Origin of the sequence: Nonomuraea sp. B5E05 (assembly GCF_039880665.1) — a bacterium.
GTDB lineage: Bacteria > Actinomycetota > Actinomycetes > Streptosporangiales > Streptosporangiaceae > Nonomuraea.
Window position 1 is genome coordinate 1 of record NZ_JBDPMJ010000018.1, and the last position, 18,952, is coordinate 18,952.

At 69.6% G+C, this 18,952-nt stretch carries 16 protein-coding genes and 1 pseudogene; 6 read left to right on the forward strand and 11 right to left on the reverse strand.

Annotated elements, in window-relative coordinates; translation table 11 throughout:
• Positions 1–404: 404 nt before the first annotated feature.
• Together ABGB01_RS29215 and ABGB01_RS29220 are read right to left on the reverse strand one after the other, a co-directional pair.
• The gene (locus ABGB01_RS29215; RefSeq protein ID WP_347776745.1) at positions 405–1,154 is read right to left on the reverse strand and encodes a hypothetical protein; all 750 of its coding nucleotides are present in this window, start codon (positions 1,152–1,154) and stop codon (positions 405–407) included.
• A gap of 295 nt (positions 1,155–1,449) precedes the next feature.
• A complete protein-coding gene (locus ABGB01_RS29220) occupies positions 1,450–2,028 on the reverse strand; it encodes a dihydrofolate reductase family protein (RefSeq protein WP_347776746.1) in 579 nt (192 codons plus the stop codon).
• Positions 2,029–2,321: 293 nt separating this feature from the next.
• Between ABGB01_RS29220 and ABGB01_RS29225 the strand changes: the two genes are divergently transcribed.
• Positions 2,322–3,368 (forward strand): questin oxidase family protein, encoded by a 1,047-nt coding sequence (locus tag ABGB01_RS29225; RefSeq protein ID WP_347776747.1) that lies wholly within the window; start codon positions 2,322–2,324, stop codon positions 3,366–3,368.
• A 233-nt stretch (positions 3,369–3,601) separates the two neighbouring features.
• Here ABGB01_RS29225 and soxR read toward each other — a convergent pair whose 3' ends face one another.
• The 3 genes from soxR to ABGB01_RS29240 form a co-directional block, all read right to left on the reverse strand.
• The gene (soxR, locus tag ABGB01_RS29230; RefSeq protein ID WP_347776748.1) at positions 3,602–4,126 is read right to left on the reverse strand and encodes a redox-sensitive transcriptional activator SoxR; all 525 of its coding nucleotides are present in this window, start codon (positions 4,124–4,126) and stop codon (positions 3,602–3,604) included.
• Positions 4,127–4,383: 257 nt separating this feature from the next.
• On the reverse strand, positions 4,384–5,928 hold the full coding sequence (locus ABGB01_RS29235; RefSeq protein WP_347776926.1) for an MFS transporter: 1,545 nt from the start codon (positions 5,926–5,928) through the stop codon (positions 4,384–4,386).
• 180 nt (positions 5,929–6,108) lie between these two features.
• Positions 6,109–7,032 (reverse strand): SPFH domain-containing protein, encoded by a 924-nt coding sequence (locus ABGB01_RS29240; protein ID WP_347776749.1) that lies wholly within the window; start codon positions 7,030–7,032, stop codon positions 6,109–6,111.
• A 284-nt stretch (positions 7,033–7,316) separates the two neighbouring features.
• Between ABGB01_RS29240 and ABGB01_RS29245 the strand changes: the two genes are divergently transcribed.
• Positions 7,317–8,012, forward strand: a complete 696-nt coding sequence (locus ABGB01_RS29245; protein WP_347776750.1) for a GYD domain-containing protein — start codon at positions 7,317–7,319, stop codon at positions 8,010–8,012.
• A gap of 21 nt (positions 8,013–8,033) precedes the next feature.
• On the opposite strand, the pseudogene ABGB01_RS29250 reads toward ABGB01_RS29245, so the two are convergent.
• Positions 8,034–8,186 (reverse strand): annotated as a pseudogene (locus ABGB01_RS29250) (ArsR family transcriptional regulator); the annotation flags it as partial.
• Between the two features lie 187 nt (positions 8,187–8,373).
• Here ABGB01_RS29250 and ABGB01_RS29255 point away from each other — a divergent pair.
• Complete coding sequence (locus ABGB01_RS29255) at positions 8,374–8,853, forward strand: hypothetical protein (RefSeq protein WP_347776751.1); 480 nt, start codon at positions 8,374–8,376, stop codon at positions 8,851–8,853.
• Between the two features lie 271 nt (positions 8,854–9,124).
• Positions 9,125–9,292, forward strand: a complete 168-nt coding sequence (locus ABGB01_RS29260; protein WP_347776752.1) for a hypothetical protein — start codon at positions 9,125–9,127, stop codon at positions 9,290–9,292.
• 33 nt (positions 9,293–9,325) lie between these two features.
• Here the strand turns inward: ABGB01_RS29260 and ABGB01_RS29265 are convergent, their stop codons facing one another.
• On the reverse strand, positions 9,326–10,525 hold the full coding sequence (locus ABGB01_RS29265) for a cytochrome P450 (protein ID WP_347776753.1): 1,200 nt from the start codon (positions 10,523–10,525) through the stop codon (positions 9,326–9,328).
• Between the two features lie 143 nt (positions 10,526–10,668).
• Here ABGB01_RS29265 and ABGB01_RS29270 point away from each other — a divergent pair, with 143 nt between their 5' ends.
• Positions 10,669–13,830 (forward strand): BTAD domain-containing putative transcriptional regulator, encoded by a 3,162-nt coding sequence (locus tag ABGB01_RS29270; protein WP_347776754.1) that lies wholly within the window; start codon positions 10,669–10,671, stop codon positions 13,828–13,830.
• An 85-nt stretch (positions 13,831–13,915) separates the two neighbouring features.
• Here ABGB01_RS29270 and ABGB01_RS29275 read toward each other — a convergent pair whose 3' ends face one another.
• Positions 13,916–14,509 (reverse strand): hypothetical protein, encoded by a 594-nt coding sequence (locus ABGB01_RS29275; protein ID WP_347776755.1) that lies wholly within the window; start codon positions 14,507–14,509, stop codon positions 13,916–13,918.
• 50 nt (positions 14,510–14,559) lie between these two features.
• Between ABGB01_RS29275 and ABGB01_RS29280 the strand changes: the two genes are divergently transcribed.
• On the forward strand, positions 14,560–15,327 hold the full coding sequence (locus tag ABGB01_RS29280) for a class I SAM-dependent methyltransferase (RefSeq protein WP_347776756.1): 768 nt from the start codon (positions 14,560–14,562) through the stop codon (positions 15,325–15,327).
• A 45-nt stretch (positions 15,328–15,372) separates the two neighbouring features.
• On the opposite strand, the gene ABGB01_RS29285 is transcribed toward ABGB01_RS29280, so the two are convergent.
• From ABGB01_RS29285 to helR, 3 genes are all read right to left on the reverse strand, one after another.
• Positions 15,373–16,023, reverse strand: a complete 651-nt coding sequence (locus ABGB01_RS29285) for a 1,4-alpha-glucan branching protein (RefSeq protein ID WP_347776757.1) — start codon at positions 16,021–16,023, stop codon at positions 15,373–15,375.
• Positions 16,024–16,141: 118 nt separating this feature from the next.
• Positions 16,142–16,501, reverse strand: coding sequence for a hypothetical protein (locus ABGB01_RS29290; RefSeq protein ID WP_347776758.1), 360 nt, complete (start codon positions 16,499–16,501; stop codon positions 16,142–16,144).
• A gap of 113 nt (positions 16,502–16,614) precedes the next feature.
• Positions 16,615–18,762 carry an RNA polymerase recycling motor ATPase HelR gene (gene helR / locus ABGB01_RS29295; RefSeq protein ID WP_347776759.1) on the reverse strand — a complete coding sequence of 716 codons (2,148 nt, stop codon included), beginning with the start codon at positions 18,760–18,762 and terminating at the stop codon, positions 16,615–16,617.
• Positions 18,763–18,952 lie beyond the last annotated feature (190 nt).

The window sequence follows — 18,952 nt, forward strand, 5'->3', positions numbered from 1 at the left end:
TCGCACTTACGAGGTGCCTTCCTGGGCTGGCTGATTGAAGCGTAGAGAACTCCAATCTTCCCAGTTCAGAGGGCACCTCGCCGCATTTCACAACACCAGCATCAGATTTCAAACCGTGGATCCAGGCTTAGACGTCGTCTCATTTTGGATGGCCGGCGGTGGCAGGAGAGGGCTGCCGCGATCGCGACGAAGAAACCGTAGTGGTCGGATCGGCGTTCTGGGCGACGGTGTAACCAACGTGTGCCGGGCCAGCCATGACAACATCCGCTCGATTCCAATCGCTGGCTTACCTCGACCCCACGACGATACGTAGGGGGAACGATTCCGCGACGGCGGAGGAAGGCCTGCAGCTGCGGGTAGTCGTACCTCTGGCGAGGCGGCCTGTCCGGCCGTGAACCGTCCTTTTACCCCTTTCCCCGCCGGCCGTGTCTCAACAGGAGGTAGCCGACCGGCAGCACGAGCACCAGCAGCCGGGCGGGGTCGTCGCGGATGTCGTCGAACCGGAGTTGGCGCAGCAGGCCGACGCGCAGGGATTCGTCTCCGGTGAGGAGCGGGGCGAGGGTCACCAGTCCGTACACCACCAGGGCGTCCATGGCCGCCGTCAGGGTGCGCCGTCCAGAGATCGGCGGCGCCGGGGAGCCGGATGCGAGCAGTATGAGCAGGGCAGCCGCCAGCAGGCACAGCTCCCAGAGCCCCCAGCCGCCGGAAAGAGCCTCGAACCAGTCCGGGGTGAACATGGGCAGCGAGCCGGAGCAGATGCCGTCCCCCTTGTAGTCGGCCGAGAGCGGCCGGACGAGCGCGATCAGCGCCAGCAGCCAGGCGGCACGCGGTCCCGCAGTCGCCGAATGCCGCCGCACGAGGGCGATCAGCACGGCCAGCACAGGCAGGGCCCAGGTCGTCGCGAGTTCGGTGAGTGTGGCGAGGTCGTCGCGCAGCAGCAGAAACGGCGAGTGGTCGATCGAGTCGTACAGACGTACGCAGCTCACGACGCCCTCGGCGAAGCCCCCGTAGTGCTCCTTCGCGTAGTACTCCTCCGACATGCCGGCGGCCGCGAACAGGGAGGACCAGTCGAACCAGTTCTTCCAGGTGTTCCAGGTTGGGTAGGCCGCAGCGGCAAGGGCCGCTATCCAGGCTAAAGGGGCTGAGGGTGACACGTCAGAGGCTCCTTTTGCTTCTGGCGCACCCTATCGGTGATCTTGAGCGGCGAGAGCTGAGGCTGGTCGCCAACCGTGCCCTGGACGCCTCCTCCAAGCTGGCCGCCTCGCACTGGGTCGGCCGCAACGCCACATCGACGGCCTGCCCGCCTGCAGCGACGACGCCTGCTACTGGTTCTCAGACCCCTTCTGGACCCGAAGGGGCACGCCCGCGCCGTGCGCTGCGCCGGTACGTCGGGCGTACGGCGCGACAACTCCGCGAGGGCGGCGATGGTGCGATCGCCCTGGATCTGGATCAGCTGACGACGTCGTAGATCAGCTTCACGATGCCGTTGGGGTAGGCTGCGGACGCCCGGAGGGTCAGTACCTGCTTGTCCTTGTCCGCCTTGCTGAACAGGCTTTTCCCGGCTCCGAGCAGCACTGGGAAAAGGAGAAGGTTGTACCGGTCGATCAGGCCGGCCTCCGACAGCCGTCGGGCGAGCTCCGCACTGCCATGGATGAAGATCGCGCCACCCTCGCTCTTCTTGAGCCCGACGACGTCGTCGGCCGAGCGCAGGATCGTCGTCGGCCCCCACCCCTCGACGAGGTCGTCGTCGGACAGCGTGGTCGAGACCACGTACTTGGGCAGTTCCTTGTAGGCGGCATGGTCATCCGAGTCGCGCCAGACCGGTGCGAACGCCTCGTAGCTCCGGCGGCCGAACATCAGCGCCGTCGTATCCTCAAGCTCCTCGCCCTTCAGCGAGAAGGCCTCGGGCAGGAATTCGATGTCCTTGAACACCCAGCCACCGCTGCGGTGCTCCTCTCCCGGCCCACCGCCGGGGGAGTCCACGATGCCGTCAAGCGAAATGAATCCGGTATAGACCAGATCACGCATGTGCTGTTCTCCTCATAGTCCGGCGACGAGGTCGCCGGGTAGATCGACAAGCGGGCCGCAGCGCCATGCCGACGCAGTGGCGGGGCGCCCGCGCCCATGCTACGAAGTGGTCACCGCGACCGTCTTGTACGGAAACGACGGCAGCGCTGATGACAGAGCCAGCATGGTCATCGGGTCCGCAGGTTTCCCGCAATCGCGGGCGCCTTGAGCGAGGGATTAGGTCCAAAGGAGTAGATCCTCTCGGTCGCCGGCCCAAGGCGCATGTCGGCGGTCGGCCGCTAGCGTCCGGTGTCATGGACGACACCGGGACACTGGAAGAAGCGTACGAGCGGCTGCACAGGACGGGCCCCGAATTCGACGGATGGCTGACCAACCACGGCCCGATGGCGGTCGAGGCGATGGTCAGGCATGGATACGACCGTGACGTACACCGCTGGCTCGACAGCTATGTCGGCCGGCTGGACGAGCTTCCGAGCAGCAGTTCGCCGATTGGCGCCGAGGACTGGCGGGAGGCGCTGGGTGATCCGAAGCGTCTCGGCGACTGGCTGACGTTCTTCGACAGGGAGGTGAAGGAGCAGCCGTGGCGTGCCGTAATGGAAACCTGGTGGCCACGATTGCTGCCCGGTATCGCTGCCGGGGCCACCCATGGAGTGATCCGCACCGGGCACGCGGTCCATGCGTTGCTCCGGCAGCAGGACGAGGGGCGTCTTGCTGAACTGGGCCAGGCGCTCGGCTACTGGGCGGCGCGCTGGCAGGCCATCGCAGGCTTCGACGTGCCGTCCGGCACCGCCGAACCGGAGCGTGCCATCGCTGAGGTCCCGCGTGTCCCCGACCAGAGCATGGGCATCAACCACCGGCTCGACCAGCTGGCTGAATCCGCTGGGTGGGGGCCGTCGCTTGCCGCACTCAAGCCGGCCGCCGATGCCGAGCAGGCTCGTACGCGTCTCACCGAGCTCGCGGACGCGGCGACCCTCCGTTACGTCACTCACGCGCATGGCTCGCCCGTCATGCTGGTCCACAGCGCGACGGCACCGACGGCTGTGCTGCGGACTCTACCCGCGTTGCCGGCGGATGTCTGGAGCGCCAGCCTCAACGCCGCATGGGCGGCCAGCGCCGCGGTGACCGCCGCTTACGCCCCGACCGAGGCCGCACCCCAGGACAATCTGCCCGATATCCCCGGATCGGCCGCGGAAGTGTTCGACCTCGCCGTCCGGCACGGCGACGAACACGTGATCAAGCTCGCCGACACAGCTCTGGACGTCCACCACCGCACCGACAATCCCGATGCCCTCGCCGCAGTGGTTCGCGCGGTCAGCCTGATCAAACCCACTTCCTCCTGAGCTGTGGTCCGCCGACCCCTGTTTCGGACACCAGACCGCTGTTCGCGGCGGTGACCGGGCTCGTCCTCTACAACAGCTCCGTGCCGGCCGAGGTGGTCCGCGCCGGCAACTGCCAGTCATCGTCAAGGACACGGCACTGGCCGGGCAGCTGACGAGCTGACCTGGGCAGCGCACCGCCTCGAGCGCCGACTGGGCGGCGCGACGCCCACGTGATCGGGTCCCCAGCGAAAGCCTCAGCGCGAGGGCTGCCTTCGAGCTGTCCGACCGCTGGCCGGGTGCGCTTGTTGCAGGCGTACGGGCCCCGGGCCGTGGCTTCTGAGGGCGTCGTCGGGGTTCAGCAGCAGGCACGCTCTCATGGAAAGGCAACCGCAGCCGATGCACCCGGTGAGTTCGCGCTCAAGGTCCTCGATCGCGCGGCGGCGTTCCTCCAGCCGCTTCTTCCAAGCGCGGGAGACACGCTGCCAGTCTTCGTGGCTCGGTGCGCGGTCGGTGGGAAGAGTCGCGAACACAGCAGCCACGTCGGTCAGTGGAATGCTCAGGCGTTTCGCGACGATGATCAGCGAGATCCGGCGGATCATGTGCCGTGGGTACAGCCGCTGGTTCCCCGCGTTGCGCTCGGCGAAGACGAGTCCCTTGCGTTCGTAGAAGTACAGTGCGGAGGCCGGCACGCCGGTCCGGTCGACGACCTCGCCGAGCGTGAGTCGATCGTCCGGGCTGGCGTCCATGAGGTCCTCACCGGCCGAGGGCACGGCGGTCATGTCCGTTCGTGGCAGCCCGCATCTCGCCGAAGCGTGCGGTGATGTCGTGCCAGTCGGCAATGGTCTTGTTGCGGCGCGGCTACACGACCTTGCCGATGGTACGCCAGGCACGCCGCGGCTCGGTCGTGAGGCAGACCGCGCGGGGTGTAGACCGACATCGGGTGTTCCTTTCGAGACCAGCCACTCACCTTAGAACCTCAACTGCGGTTCAGGTCAAGCGCTTCGCCGCTCGCGGTCATGCCGGCGTGTCGAGCGAATCAGTCGGCGGTGTCGGCCCGGGGCCTGGACCGGCCGCTGACGATCAAAGCGGCGACGCCGATGGAGAGGATCAGACAGAGCGCGGCGATACCGAGCTGGGTCATGTGCCACGACCAGGTGAACGCCTCAAGCTCCTCGGACGAGCCATCGGCCGACAGGCGACCGGCGCTGACGGCGGCGGCGCGGGCGGAGTCGCCGAGCCGCGCGCTCAGGAACCCGATGAGGGAGGCACCGAACGCGGCGATCACCAGAGCTTCGGCTGCGCCGCGGAGTGTGTTGAGGAATCCGGCGGCCATGCCGACGGCGTCGGCGGGAACGATGCTCATGGCCTGGCCGTCGGTGATGCCGAACGACGCGCCCATGCCCATCTCGATCATGAGCAGCGGTGCCGCCACCACCGCGACCACGTGATCCGCCGTCAGGGCCGTGAGCCAGAAGTTCCCGCCCACGACAAGAAGAAGGGCGATCAGGATGAGTGTGCCTGGCGAGACGCCGCGGTTGATGAGGGTCACGGCGAACATCGGCGTCACCAGCACGGGCGCGGTGAGCAGCAGCATCGCCACGCCTGCGGCGGCGGGAGACAGGCCGCCTGCGGCCTGGAGGTAGGTGGGCAGGAAAACCAGGGCGCCAAGGAATCCGACGGAGGTCGTCAGTGTCGCCAGGCTCCAGCCCATGAACCTCCGATGGGTGACGAGGAAGGGTGCGAGCACCGGGGAGGGGCTGCGGCGCTGCAGCGCGCCGAAGACCACCAACGCCACGAGCCCGGCAAGGGCGATGACCAGGATGGTGGGATGGGTCCATCCGAACGCCGGGGCTTCGAGGATCGCGAACATGAGCAGGGCCAACGCGGCGATGAACAGAACGCTCCCGGCCCAGTCGGTCCTGCCGGTGTCGCCGGCCCGGGATTCGTGTGTCCGCGTAGCGCCGAGGGCGATGAGCAGGCCGATCAGGGTGTAAACGGCGAAACTTCCGCGCCACCCGGTGGCCGCGATCAGCAATCCGGACAGGGTGGGACCGACGGCAATGCCGATTCCGGCCATTGTGCCCATCAGCGCGAACGCCCGGTTGCGGGCGGCGCCGTCGTAGCTGGAAGCGAGGATGGCGCCGCCGGCGGCCATGATCCCCGCGCCTCCGGCACCGGAGATGATCCGCGCGACATCGGTCAGCACGATCGACGAGCTGAACGCGGTGACCACGAACCCGATGGCGAAGATGAGTGCGGCGGCGATGAACACCCTGCGCCGCCCGATTCGGTCGGCGGTCGAGCCCGCGACGAGCGTCATGGCAGCGAACGCGAGGTTGTAACCGGCCACGACCCAGTTCAGCGGGGACCCCGAAGTATGGAGATCGGCCCCGATGCTCGGCAACGCGACTGCGGTGCCCGAGATCGACATCGCTACGAGCACCACTCCGACGAGCACAACAGGAAGGGTCAGCGCGGAAGGAGGGGAGGTCGAGGCCGTTGAAGTGGATGAAGACGACGTTGTGCCATCCATGCTGCTCGCATTCGTCGGACCGAAGAGGTTCGGCGAACAGCCCAGCACCTGAACCAAAGTTCAGGTCAAGCGGGCCGCAACGTCCCTTCCAGAGGACGTTCGCGGCGACCCCGACGGCGGCGCGGTGCGCAGAGGAAGCCGTGCTGGCGCAGCCCTGTCAGTGAGCGGTTCCCAGCAGGAGGCGCACCCCACCTGCGGAGGGCGGTGCTTGATCAGCTTCCGTAGCCTCTATGTAGTGCGCGAGGCGCCGCTCTCTGCGGCCGGTTCTGCGGCGGATCGTTCGAAGGAACGCCCTGACGGGGCCAGTTCGGGCGTGGCGGAGCTCTGCACGGCCGGCTGCCTTTCAGGCTCCCCTTCCGAGGAGCCGGCGGGCTGCTCGGTGGCCTCCGCGACCGGGGTGCTATTCGCGGAGCGCTCGAAGAAGCGCAGTAGTTCCACGGGCACCGGCATGACCAGCGTGGAGGTCTTCTCGGCCGCGACTTCCACCACGGTCTGCAGCAGGCGCAGCTGGAGCGCGCCGGGGGCCTGATTCATGATGGCCGAAGCGTCGGCGAGTCTCTGCGCGGCCTGGAACTCTCCGTCCGCGGTGATCACACGGGCTCTGCGTTCCCGCTCAGCCTCGGCCTGGCGGGCGATGGATCGCTTCATGCCCTCGGGGAGATGGACATCCTTGATCTCCACGCGGTCGATGTGGATGCCCCAGCCGAGCGCGGGGCTGTCGATCATCAGCGCCAAGCCCTTGTTCAGCTCCTCGCGGTTGGAGAGCAGGTCGTCCAGATCGCTCTTGCCGATGATCGAGCGCAGTGAGGTCTGCGCTACCTGCTCGATCGCGAACAGGTAGTTCTGCACCGCGATGGCCGCCCGCATCGGCTCCTCGACCCGGAAGTACGCGACGGCGTCGACCTGGACGGAGACGTTGTCACGGGTGATGCCTTCCTGCGTGGGCACCGGCATCGTGACGATCTGGATGTTCACCTTCTTCATCCGGTCGGCGACCGGGATGAGGAAGGTGAGTCCTGGCGGGCGGACCTCCCGCTGGGCCTTGCCGAAGCGGAAGACCACGCCTCGCTCGACCTGATTGACGACTCGGACGCTGGCCACCAGCCCGACCGTGAGCATGACGATCAGCGCGATCACGATATTGGTGATCATGGCATGCCCCTTCCAACTCAAGGTTAGATCCGGGCATCGGCCTGCGTCGGTAAGGCAGGCGTCAAGACCTGGTCAACCACCGTACGACCGTGACGACGACGCCGCCGTCGATGATGTGATCGGCTCCGGTGACGCCGGCGGTGTGGGGTGAAGCTGCGCTGCTGCCCGCATCGTGAAGATCGAGGCTGCGGTGCACGGAATGTCCCGGACCGAACGTGGTCCGGGACGTGTGGCGCCGTGTTCAAGACGATCATCAGGGTCCTGGGCGACCGAGGAGGAGCACCATGATCGGCACCGGGCTTTCCGGCGGCTTGTTCGCCGCGGCCATGGTGGTTGCGGCCACCGTGCACGTTTCCGGCCCTGACCATCCGGCACCGAAGGCGCCGGCCGGCTCGCCCGCCGTGACGGTGTCGAAGCCCTCGTCCGAGACGCTGACGCCGCTGTTCGGACAGGCTCTTCCCAACGTCAAGGGCAAGACGGCAGGCGGGGACGATGCCGGGGGTCGGGTGCCGTCAGGTGCACTGTGCGGCGTACGGCTGCGACAGGGGAAAACCAGTACAGCGGGTGGGATTACCGTCACCCTAAGCCGAGAACTTCGACCCCGTGACCGCAACGGCCGCCTCAACGAAGGGTGGCGGCACGAGGAGAGGGAGTCGACCATGCCCAAGTACCTGATCCAGGCGACCTATACCGCAGAGGGCCTCAAAGGGGTGTTGCGAGATGGCGGCACCGGACGGCGGCAGGCGGTGGAACGCATGGCGGAAAGTGTCGGCGGCCGGGTCGAGCAGATGTATTTCGCGTTCGGGGATACGGACACGTATGTGATCCTCGACCTGCCGAGCAACGCGGCTTCGGCCGCTGTGGGGCTCACCATATCGGCGACTGGGGCGGTACGGACGAAGACGGTCGTCCTGCTGGCGCCAGAGGAGGTCGATGAGGCCACGCGGATGGAGGTGGCGTACCAGCCTCCTGGCGCGTGACGGCCGGCCGGCGCGCGAGGTTCACCGTACGTCCGCGTCGAGCTTCTCGGGAAGGGTCAGCACGCCGGTCAGGCGCTTGAGCGTCATGATCCAGGAGTAGACCCAGGTGCCGCGTCGCTGGTGGTCGATCAGGCCGGCTTCGCGCAGCACCTTCAGGTGGTGCGAGATGGTCGGCGCGGGCCCCGGAGTGCCTGACAGTGGATCCAGCGTCAAATAACTGTGCAGGCTCCGGTAAGGACAGCGTGTACGTGCTGCGGCATGCTGAAGCCAAGCCGGCGGGGGAATCGGCCCATGTCCATGTGGCGATCTCCGGGGGCGGCTCCTGCCGGAGCAGATGTAGCCGTACTTGGGAGGACTTTCCATGTCTCGGACGTACCGGCGCATACTCGCGCGCACCGGTGTGGCGTGTGGCCTTGGGCTCGCCTCGATCATGTTCGTGGCCTCGCCCGCCTCGGCTCACACCCTGAGCCAGGCCGTCGTCAGCGAGCAGGGGTGCGGCTGGCCGAACGGCGCCTACACGCAGCTCACCAGGGAGGATCTCTGGGACAACGGGAACAACATGCCCTTGGGCGAGGTCTACGTGTTGTGGAACGGCACCTATCAGGAGAACTGTGTGGTCACCCTGAGGGTCGGCCGGGCGGACGGCGTCGCCAGCTACACGGAGGCCGTCCTGGAGCGTCAGGGCATGAAGACCATCAAGGACGAGGGGAACTACGCCCACTACGCGGCGGCCAGCGGCAAGGCCGCCGGCACGTGCATCAGGTGGACGGGATCCATCAAGGCGATCTACGGCGGAGGGATCTACGGCACCACCTCCACCCAGTGGAGGTACTGCGACTGAGACCCGTTCGACTCATCGCGCAACGGCCCCCGCGTGAGGGCGGCCGCGGCGGCCGCCCTCACCTGCGAGCAGCGCGACCCGGTGCACGGGCAGGCTCAGGCAGTGACGCGGCGATTCGTCAGACGATCCCTAGCAGTACTCTTTCGCCTCGATGGTGATGGGGAAGGACTGGGTCTCACGTCCCGTCCGTGGCCGTGAACAGCGGGTGGTAGGTCCCGACCGGGAGCGGTTCGAACTCGACGAAGGACGAACGAGGCGACGCTGATCGACGGTGAGGGGGCAGCAGTACCGGTCGTCCTTCCACGACGTGCGTGAGGGACAGTCCTTCGGCGGCAGCTCGACGATCCACGTGCGCGACACCCGCAAAGGGGTGATCGTGTACGAGGTGCCGGAGGGAGCGAAGCCGGCCAAGTTCCAGTACGCGCTGACGCTCACCTGACGTGCCCCATTCGCGCCGATGCCAGGCCGGCCGTTACGCGTCCCAGGTGACCGGGAGGCTCTTGACCCCGTAGATGTCGGCGGTCTCCGGGCGCAGGGCGACCTCTTCGGCCGGTACGGCCAGGCGCAGGGTGGGAAAGCGGTCGAGCAGCGCCGTGAAGGCGACCCGCATCTCCACCCGGGCCAGCTGCTGGCCCAGGCACTGGTGGATGCCGTGGCCGAAGGCCAGGTGCCCGCCGTCCTGCCGGCGGAGGTCGAGAGTGTGGGGGTCGGCGAAGCGTTCGGGGTCGCGGTTGGCGACGTTGTACTGCAGGATGACCGCCGTACCGGCCTTGATGGTGTGGCCGCCCAGCTCGACGTCCTCCAGTGCCGTGCGCATGAACATCTTGGCGACGCTCAGATACCGCAGCAGCTCCTCCACGGCCTGGTCGGCGAGCGCGGGATCGGCGCGCAGCGCGGCCAGCTGCGCCGGGTTGCGCAGCAGCGCGAAGGTGCCCAGCGCCAGCATGTTCGCGGTGGTGTCGAACCCGGCCGACAGCAGGATCAGGGCGATCCCCCGTAGCTCCTCATCGGTCAGGTCGCTGTCGGTCAGGTCGCTGAGCACGTCGTCGGTGGGGTTGGCGCGTTTGGCGGCGACCAGCTCCGCGAGGTACTGCTGGGTCGCGGTGTAGGCCGCGATCAGGTCCTCGTCACTGGCCTCCCCGCCGAGGAACTTGTCGATGTTGTCCTGGAAACGCCCTCGGTCCTCGTACGGCACGCCGAGCAGCTCACAGATGATGACGGCGGGGATGGGCTTGGCGAAGGCGGTCACCAGGTCCGCCGGCGGCCCGGCCTGCTCCATGGCGTCCAGGTGCTCGGCGGTGACCTGCTGGACGCGTTCGGTGAGCAGCCGCATCCGCCGCACGGTGAACTTGCCGACCAGCGGTTTGCGGTAGCGGCTGTGCCGGGGCTCGTCCATGAGCAGGAACTCGCCGGGCGGCGCCGGAGGGACCTCGATGTCGCCGTAGTCGATGATCGGATGGTGGCGCATGAGCTCCTTACGCGAGCTGAACCGCGAATCGGCCAGGACCGACCGGACCAGGTCATAACCGGTGACCAGCCAGCCCTGGTGTCCGTCGGGGAAGGGGAAGCGGCTGATCGGGCCGTGCTCGCGGGCCTCGATCAGCTCTGCCGGCGGGTCGAAGGGACAGCCGGGCTGACGGGCGGTCGGCATGGTGGAGACGGTGTGTTCCATGGTTGTTCCTCTCAGGGGCAGGCCGCGCGTGCTGGACGTGTCCAACCCTCGCCGACCGCTCTGATATCGGGCCGTCGCCGGGCTGACACGGCCGCTGACAGGCCGCAGCCGACCGGCTCGGGAAGTCGTCGCGGTTCGGCAGAATGACTGGTGTGCGCGTCGACTTGCTGGGACCGTTCGCGGTGCGCGACCGCTATGGGGCCGTGGTGGAGGTTCCTGGCGCCCGGCTGCGCGCGCTGCTGGCCGCACTCGCCCTCCAGCCTGGCCGGATCGTCCCCCGGGCGCGGCTGGTGGACTGGATCTGGGGGCCACGCCCGCCCGCGGACGAGGTGAATGCGCTGCAGGCGCTGGTGTCCCGGCTGCGCAGGGTGGTGCCGGAGGGCGTGATCGAGGCGGAGTCCGGCGGCTACCGGCTGGCGGTGGCTCCCGACGCCGTGGACGTGTGCCGGTTCGAGCAGCTGGTGGGTCAGGCCCGCGCCGCCGAGCCCGCGGCGCGGGCGGAGCTGCTGCGCTCGGCCCTGGCGTTGTGGCGCGGCGCGCCCATGGCGGACATCGCCCTGCAGGGCAGCGACGCGTTCGACGCCGCCGTCGCACGTCTGGAGGAGCTGCACGTCGCCGCGCTCGGGGATCGGGTGGATGCCGACCTCCGCCTCGGCCGTGGCTCGGAGCTGGTCTCCGAGCTGACCGGGCTGGTCGCCGCGTACCCGCTGCGGGAGGGGTTCGTGGCGGCCCTGATGCGGGCGCTCGCCGAGGCCGGGCGTGGGAACGAGGCGCTGACCCTCTACCAGCGCACCCGCGAGCGGCTCGCCGAGGAGCTGGGCGCCGACCCGTCGGCCGAGCTCTCCGCGCTGCACACCGCGGTGTTGCGGGGCGAGCTGGGCGAGCGGGCGGAGCACCGCAGGACCAACCTGCGCGCCGAGCTGACGAGCTTCGTCGGCAGGGACGATGAGCTTTCCGCGGTCGCGGGGCTGGCCGCCAGGCACCGGCTGGTCACGCTGACGGGGGCGGGCGGCTCCGGCAAGACCAGGCTGGCCACGGAAACCGCGCGGACGATGCTCTCCGAGCTGCCGGACGGGGCGTGGCTGGTCGAGCTGGCCTCGGTGCGTGCGGGTGGGGAGCTGGCGCAGGCCGCCCTCACCGCGATCGGCCTGCGTGACCAGCCGTTGCTCGGTGGTGCGCGGGGCGGGGAGGCGATGGATCGGCTCGTCGCCGCGGTCCGCGAGCGCGCGATGCTGCTGGTCCTGGACAACTGCGAGCACGTGATCGAGGCGGCCGCGGCTTTCGCCGATCGGCTGCTGGGGGAGTGCCGGAGGTTGCGGATCCTGGCCACCAGCAGGGAGCCGCTCGGCATCACCGGGGAGGTGCTGTGGCAGGTCGAGCCGCTCGCGCTGCCCGCGAAGGAGGCGGCCCCGTCCGAGGTCGGCGCTTCGCCCTCGGTGCGGCTGCTGCGGGACCGCGCGGATCTGGTGCGCAAGGGCATCGGCTCCGACGCACGCACCCTGGCGGACATGGCGCGGATCTGCCGGGCGCTCGACGGGGTGCCGCTGGCGATCGAACTGGCCGCGGCGCGGCTGCGGACGATGTCCGTCGACCAGCTGGCACACCGGCTCGATGACCGTTTCCGCCTGTTGACCGGCGGCAGCCGTACGGCGCTCGCCCGGCACAGGACGCTGCGCGCGGTCGTGGACTGGAGCTGGGATCTGCTGACCGAGGCCGAGCGCGGCGTGCTGCGCCGGTTGTCGGTGTTCGCCGGCGGGGCGAGCCTGGAAGCGGCCGAACGGGTGTGCCGGGACGAGGCGGTCGCCGGAGAGCAGGTGTTCGAACTGCTGACCGCGCTGATCGAGAAGTCGCTGCTGCTCGCCGAAGACGGCGAGGGTTCGCCGCGCTACCGCATGCTCGACACCATCAGGGAATACGCGGCGGACCGGCTCGCCGATGCCGGGGAGACCGAGGCGGCGCGCCGGGCGCACCTCGCCTACTTCACCGAGCTGGCCGAGACGGCCGATCCGCACCTGCGCCGGGCCGGGCAGCTGGAATGGTTGTCCACGCTGGAGGCCGAGCACGACAACATCACCGCGGCCCTGCGCGGGGCGATCGCCGCGGGATGGGCCGAGGAGGCGATGCGGCTGGCCGGTGCGGCGGGCTGGTACTACTTCCTCAGCGGGCACAGGGCCGAGGGCGCCGAGCTGGGCATCGCGGCGACCTCGCTGCCCGGTGAGGTTTCCGACGAGGTGCGGGCGCTGGCCTGCCTCGTCGTGTCCGTGTTCATGAGCTCCGGGGTCAGCGGCGACCAGTATCAGGCGCGGGAGTGGATCCACGAGGCGCACCGGTTCGCCCAGCGCAGCGGGTCGCGCCATCCGCTGCTAGCGTTCGCGAGGGTACTGGAGCTGACGCTGCAGGGCCCGGCGGAGCTCCTGCCCGCGTTCGAGCCGCTCATCGCCGGTGACGATCCGTGGGTGCGGGCGCAGGCCAGGCTCACTCGTGGCCGGTTCCGGCTCACGCTCGGCGGCGACGAGACCGACGTGGACACCGACGCCGAGCTCGCCCTCGCCGAGTTCCGCACGCTGGGTGACCGGATGGGGATCTCGCTCGCGCTGACCTTCCTGGCCGATCGGCTCGCCACGCGCGGCGAGCTCGCACGCGCGTGTGAGCACTACGAAGAGGCGGTCGTGGCGCTGACCGAGGTGGGCGCGACCGAGGACGTGGTCGGCGTGCGGGCGCGGCTGGCCCAGCTCTACTGGCTGCTCGGCGATGAGCAGTCCAGCACGTCCGCCATGGCGGAGGCGCAGCGGTGCGCGGGCGGGATCGCCTGGCCGGACGCGCTCGTCGAGCTGGCGCTCTCGAAGGCGCAGCTGGCGCGCTGGCGCGGCGAGCCGGACGACGTGCGCGAGCACCTGGCCACGGTGCAGGCGGTGTTGGGCGACGCGGAGATGGCCGACCCCGTCCGCGCCACGACCATGCACCTGTACGCCTACCTCACCGACGATCTCGAGCAGGCTCGCGCCTATCGGGCCGAAGCGTTGCGCGCGGCCCGGTCCATGGAGCGCACCTATCCACCGACGATCGCCGAGATGTTGGTCGGGATCGCGGATCTCGCGCTGCGCCAGGGGCAGTACGAGCAGGCCGTGCGCCTGCTCGCGGCGAGCGACGGCGTGCGCGGTACACCGGATCGTTCGCAGCCGGACGTCTCCCGGATCGCCGCGGAGGCGCGGAACCGCCTCGGCGAGACCGTGTTCGCCGAGGCGACCCGTGACGGCAGGCGGCGGGACTGGCGCGAGCTGGCCGCGATCACCCTCGCTTCGTGAACGACGCGCGCGATCAGCAGTGCGGCCCTGACGGTCATGGCGCACTCGTCATGGCACAGTTCACCGCGATCGCCGCCGGCCTGCCTCAGTCGATCCAGTGGAACCAGGCGTCGAACACGCTGTAAGGCGCGCTGTCGAGGACCGTTTCCACCACGAGCCCGGCCTCCAACGGCAGGCTGAGGATCGCAGGATCGAGCAAGGCGATGTCGTGCCGATCGAGCACCTGGCGAATCTGCCGGTACTCCTCCACCCATCCCGGAGGAGCGGCATCCGTGACCAGCGACAGAGCCGGCAAACCGCGGCTACCGGCACCGCCGGGCCCCGAAGACCGTTCGTCGGGCTTGCAGAGTGCCGCCAGCGGAGCGAGCCGGCACAGTGCCAGGGGCAACCCCTCGACGTGTGTCCAGCCGTTCTCGGAACGGCGCATCGATCCGTCGCGCTTGGTGATGAAGACATCGACGTAGGACGCATATCCGGAGCCGTAATGGCGGAACTCGGCGTCATGAACGCGCAACGCCGGCATGCGGTCGAGATCGGCGACGACCCACCGGAGGAATCCCTCGACGGATGCGGCCCCGCCGGCCCATGCTCCCGCCTTGCTCGCCAGTTGATCGTTGGCGGCGCTCCGGAGATCTGCCGGATCGGTTGCCGGCTTCCCGCTCTCCGGTTCACCTCTCATTCTGGCTTCCGTGCATTGGCGCACAATAGGCTTGTGCCAGGATGCTCGGCATGTCCAATCGCGCATTGAGCTTCGGGGTGATGGCGGAAGCCTACGAACGGTTCCGCCCGGGATATCCCGCGCGGCTGGTCGACATGGTGATGGCGTACGCGGCTCAGCCCGTTCTGACCGCCCTCGAGATCGGCGCCGGCACAGGCAAGGCGACCCGCCTGTTCGCCGAGCGAGGGATCACCGTGACCGCGACCGAGCCCGACGGGGCCATGCTCGCCGAGCTGCGCAGGCACGTGCCGGCGAACGTCAGCACCGTGCGGGCCGCCTTCGAGGACCTGCGGCCGGGCGAGACGTACGGGCTGGTCTATGCGGCGGCTGCGCTGCACTGGACGGACCCGGAGGAGCGGTGGTCCCGCATGGCCGCGCTGCTCGAACCGGGCGGCGTGTTCGCGTCGTTCGGCGGTCCTGTCCAGCTGGCCGACCCGGCCGTGCAGGAGGCCGTTCGCGTGGCACGGTCACCGTTCCTGGCCAGCGACGAGGTTCCGTCTCCTGACGGGACGCCTCCGGAGGAGGACATGCAGTGGCCGGGCACGGAGCTCCAGCGGTCCGCGTGGTTCGCCGATGTCCGGCAGTCCGTGGTCGAGCGGCGGTTGACGATGAGCGCCCGCGACTACGTCGGCTATCTCTCGACCGTCTCGGCCTATCTGGTCCTGCCGGCCGAGGAGCAGGAGCAGGTGTTCAGCCGGATCATGCGGGTGCTGCCTCCGACGGTCGAGATCGCCGCCGACATCACCGTCCATGTCGCGAGGCGGCGCCGGGAGCTCTAGTCCGCGCTGCGCGAGGCACGCTCATTCCCGGCGGCGCGCGGAGACCTACGTACGAGGGTGCAGGACGACGAACAACCCCCGGGCCCGGGAGCCGTCCGGCATCCGCCAGGAGCCGGCGACGTGGCCGAGCGCCTGCGGTGGAAGGGAAGACCCGTCGTCCGGTGAAGGACGCAGGGCCCGGTGCAAGCGGAGGGCCGTAGCCTGCGACGCGGGCAGCAGGGTGCCCTCCTGGTCGTCGGTGGCGGTGGTGAAGCCGGTGAGGCCGGCACCGCTGTAGGACCGGGTGACCTCCCGGTCGGGGGTGTCGCTGGCGTTCTGGTCCTGGGCCTGGACGCGGCCCTCGATAAGGGCCTCCAACTGGGCGAGGAGCACATGGTCGTGGCAGCCGTCGTAGGCCCAGCGCCGCCCCAGCACGCCGTGTTCCATGGTGCCGATGAGGGCGTGCTCAGCGCCGTCGAGCGGGGCGCCGCGATAGGTGAGCGGCACCAGGTAGTTGGTCAGGCGGGCGCCGGAGGCATCGGTGACCACCATGAACTCGATTCCCACCTCACCCTGCGGGTCGTCCAGCCGGAAGCCGCCGGCCTTGGACAGATGAGGTGCGCCCGCCCCGCCGAGATACCACGGCCGGGAGGGGAGCCAGGAGGTGAGAAGCTCCAGCTTGGTCGGCTTGAGGGCGGTGCGGTGGATGACGGCCATACCGGGGGTTCTCCTCCGCTGCGGGTGTACGGTCTGGATGGTCGTTGCCGGCGGACCACGAGCTCCGGTCCGGGTGCTCGGAGATCGCGGTCCGGCCATCGTGCCACGTCGTCCTGGCTTACGCGTCACCAGGGTCGCGCAGCGCCAGTGCCTGGGCGTCGGCCAGCCCTTTGCGGGCCGCGATCCGGCGCCGGGCCCGCACCTGCGCGCTCGTGCGCGGGCGGTATTTCGGCTGTTGCCCGCAACCGCACGGCTCGAAGCCTTCGTACCGCAGCCCCGCGCCCAGCACGGCCTCGACAGCCGCCCACTCGCGGTCCTTCGTCCTGCGCGGCGCGGCGAAGTCATGGCCGGCGAGGAGCATCGGCCGGCGGCAGCGCGTGCACAGGTGCTCCGCGCCGTCCCAGCCCAGTTTGCGGCTCTGCCGGCACGGGACGCACACGTAGTGGACCTTGTAGGTGACCTCCGCGTACGTGCACACAGGGCCAGATTATCCGCCACTTTCCCGAAGATCGTCACGCTGCGCCCCCGGACCCGAGGCGGCCGGACCGCGGGCGCGGAGACCGTCGCTCGCCCGCAGTCCGGCCGCCGGCGTCAGGAGCTCGTGAGGATGACGAGTTGCCGGGTCGCCCGGGTCATGGCGACATAGTGGTCGACCGCTCCTTCGACGCCCGTGCCGAACGCCTCCGGGTCGACGAGTACGACGAGGTCGAACTCGAGCCCCTTGGCCAGCTCCGGGGTCAGCGACCGGACGCGGGGCGCCCCCGGGAATGTGGGGTCGCCGATGACGCAGGCGGTCCCGTCGGCGTGGGCGGCGAGCCAGGTGTCGAGGATCGAGCTCAGATCCGCGGTGGATCCGTGGACGACGGGGACGCCGCTGCTGCGGATGGAGGTCGGCACGTTGGCGTCCGGGAGCACGGCCCGGATGACCGGCTCGGCTTCGGCCATGATCTCTCCCGGCGTCCGGTAGTTGATGCTCAGGGAGGCCAGGCCGACGCGGTCGAGCCCGATCCGTTCGAGCCGTTCCTGCCACGACTCCGTGAACCCGTGCCTGGCCTGGGCGCGGTCGCCGACGATGGTGAAGCTCCTGGACGGGCAGCGCAGCAGCAACATCTGCCATTCCGCGTCGGTCAGTTCCTGGGCCTCGTCCACGACGATGTGGGCGAACGGGCCGGCGAGCAGGTCGGGTTCGGTGCCGGGCAGCGCGTCCTCGTCCACCAGGGCGTCCCGCAGGTCCTGCCCGTGCAGCATCGTCACGACGCCTTCGCCGTCGTCGTCGGCCTCGAGCAGGTGGTCGACGACGCCGGCCATGCGCTCGCGTTCGGCGGCGACGGACGCTTCCCTGCGGCGCCTCTGCCGTGACGCCTCCGGGTCGCCGAGCCGTTGCCGTGCCGCGTCGAGGAGCGGCAGGTCGGACACCGTCCAGGCCTGGGCATTGTCGCGCTGAAGCCGCAGGACGTCTTCGCGGCTGAGCCAGGGGGCGCACTTGCGCAGGTAGGCCGGCACCGTCCACAGGTCTCCGACCAGGTCGGAGGCCTCGATCAGCGGCCATGCGCGGTTGAAGGTCGTGAGCAGTTCCCTGTTCTGCAGCAGCGACCTGCGGAGCAGGTCGGGGGAGACGTCGCCGTCGTGCTTGTCGGCCAGGATCGTGAGCAGTTCCTCCCAGATCCGGTCACGGGCCTCGTTGTGCGGGGTGCCGGGTTCCGGCGCTTCGAACGCCTCGGCCCAGTCGTCGGCGCTCAGCCAGATGTCGGACCAGTGGGTCGTGACCGCCATCCCCTCGGTGGGCGGGTTCTCGTAGAACCTGACGGCCGGCTCGATCGCCTTGACCAGGTCCGCGGACGACTTCAGGCGGGCCACGTCCGGGTCGGCCTCGATCGCCGCGGCGGCCCCCTCGGCGACGAGGTCCCGCAGGGTGCAGGTCTGTACGCCCTCCTCCCCGAGACTGGGCAGTACGTCGGAGACGTAGGCCAGGTAGGGCTGGTGGGGGCCGACGAACAGCACGCCGCCCCTGCGGTGACCGAGGCGCGGGTCGGAGTAGAGGAGGTAGGCGGAGCGGTGCAGGGCGACGACGGTCTTGCCCGTGCCGGGACCGCCGTCGACGACGAGAGCGCCGCGGGATCCGGCGCGGATGATGGCGTCCTGGTCGGCCTGGATGGTGCCGAGCACGTCGCGCATCCGGGGCGAGCGGCTGCCGCCCAGGCTGGCGATGAAGGCGGACTGGTCGTCGAGCGCGGCGTGGCCGTCGATCTGGTCCTGGGTGAACACCTCGTCCCAGTAGTCGCTGATCCGGCCGCGGGTCCAGCGGTATCTCCGGCGGCTGGCCAGGCCCATCGGGTTGGCGTGGGTGGCGCCGAAGAACGGCTCGGCCGCGGGGGAGCGCCAGTCGATCAGCAGCCGGCGACCGGCGCTGTCCGTGAGGCCGAGCCGTCCGACGTACACGGGCTCGGGGTTGTCCGCGCCCACCATGTGCCCGAGGCACAGGTCCAGACCGAAGCGGCGCAGGGCGCGCAGGCGGGCGGTCAGCCGGTGGATCTCCAGGTCCCGGTCCAGCGCCTGCCGCCCCTTGCCGCCGGGGGCCCTGCGCTCGGCTTCGAGGCGGTCGGACAGTTCGGCGATCGACTGCTCGAGGCTCTCGGCGATGGCCGCGAAGTGCCGCTCGTCGCCGGCGATCAGCGCCGGGTCGGCCTTGGGGGCGAGGTGGTCGGGAAGGTCAAACGCGCTGGTGGTCAGCGGGTTCACGTCATCAGCTCCGATCTGAGTGTGCGTGGACCCACCCGTACGCCGGCAACGGCACCCGCACTTCGTTTCCCCGTTCACACAGGGTGTTCTGGCCTTGGCCGACGATTGTGCGGCACGACCCGGGTCTTGCCGCAAGCCCCCGGGTGCGCTATAGGTTGAGAGTGGAAAGGAGTTGGAGTCCCCTTTCCAC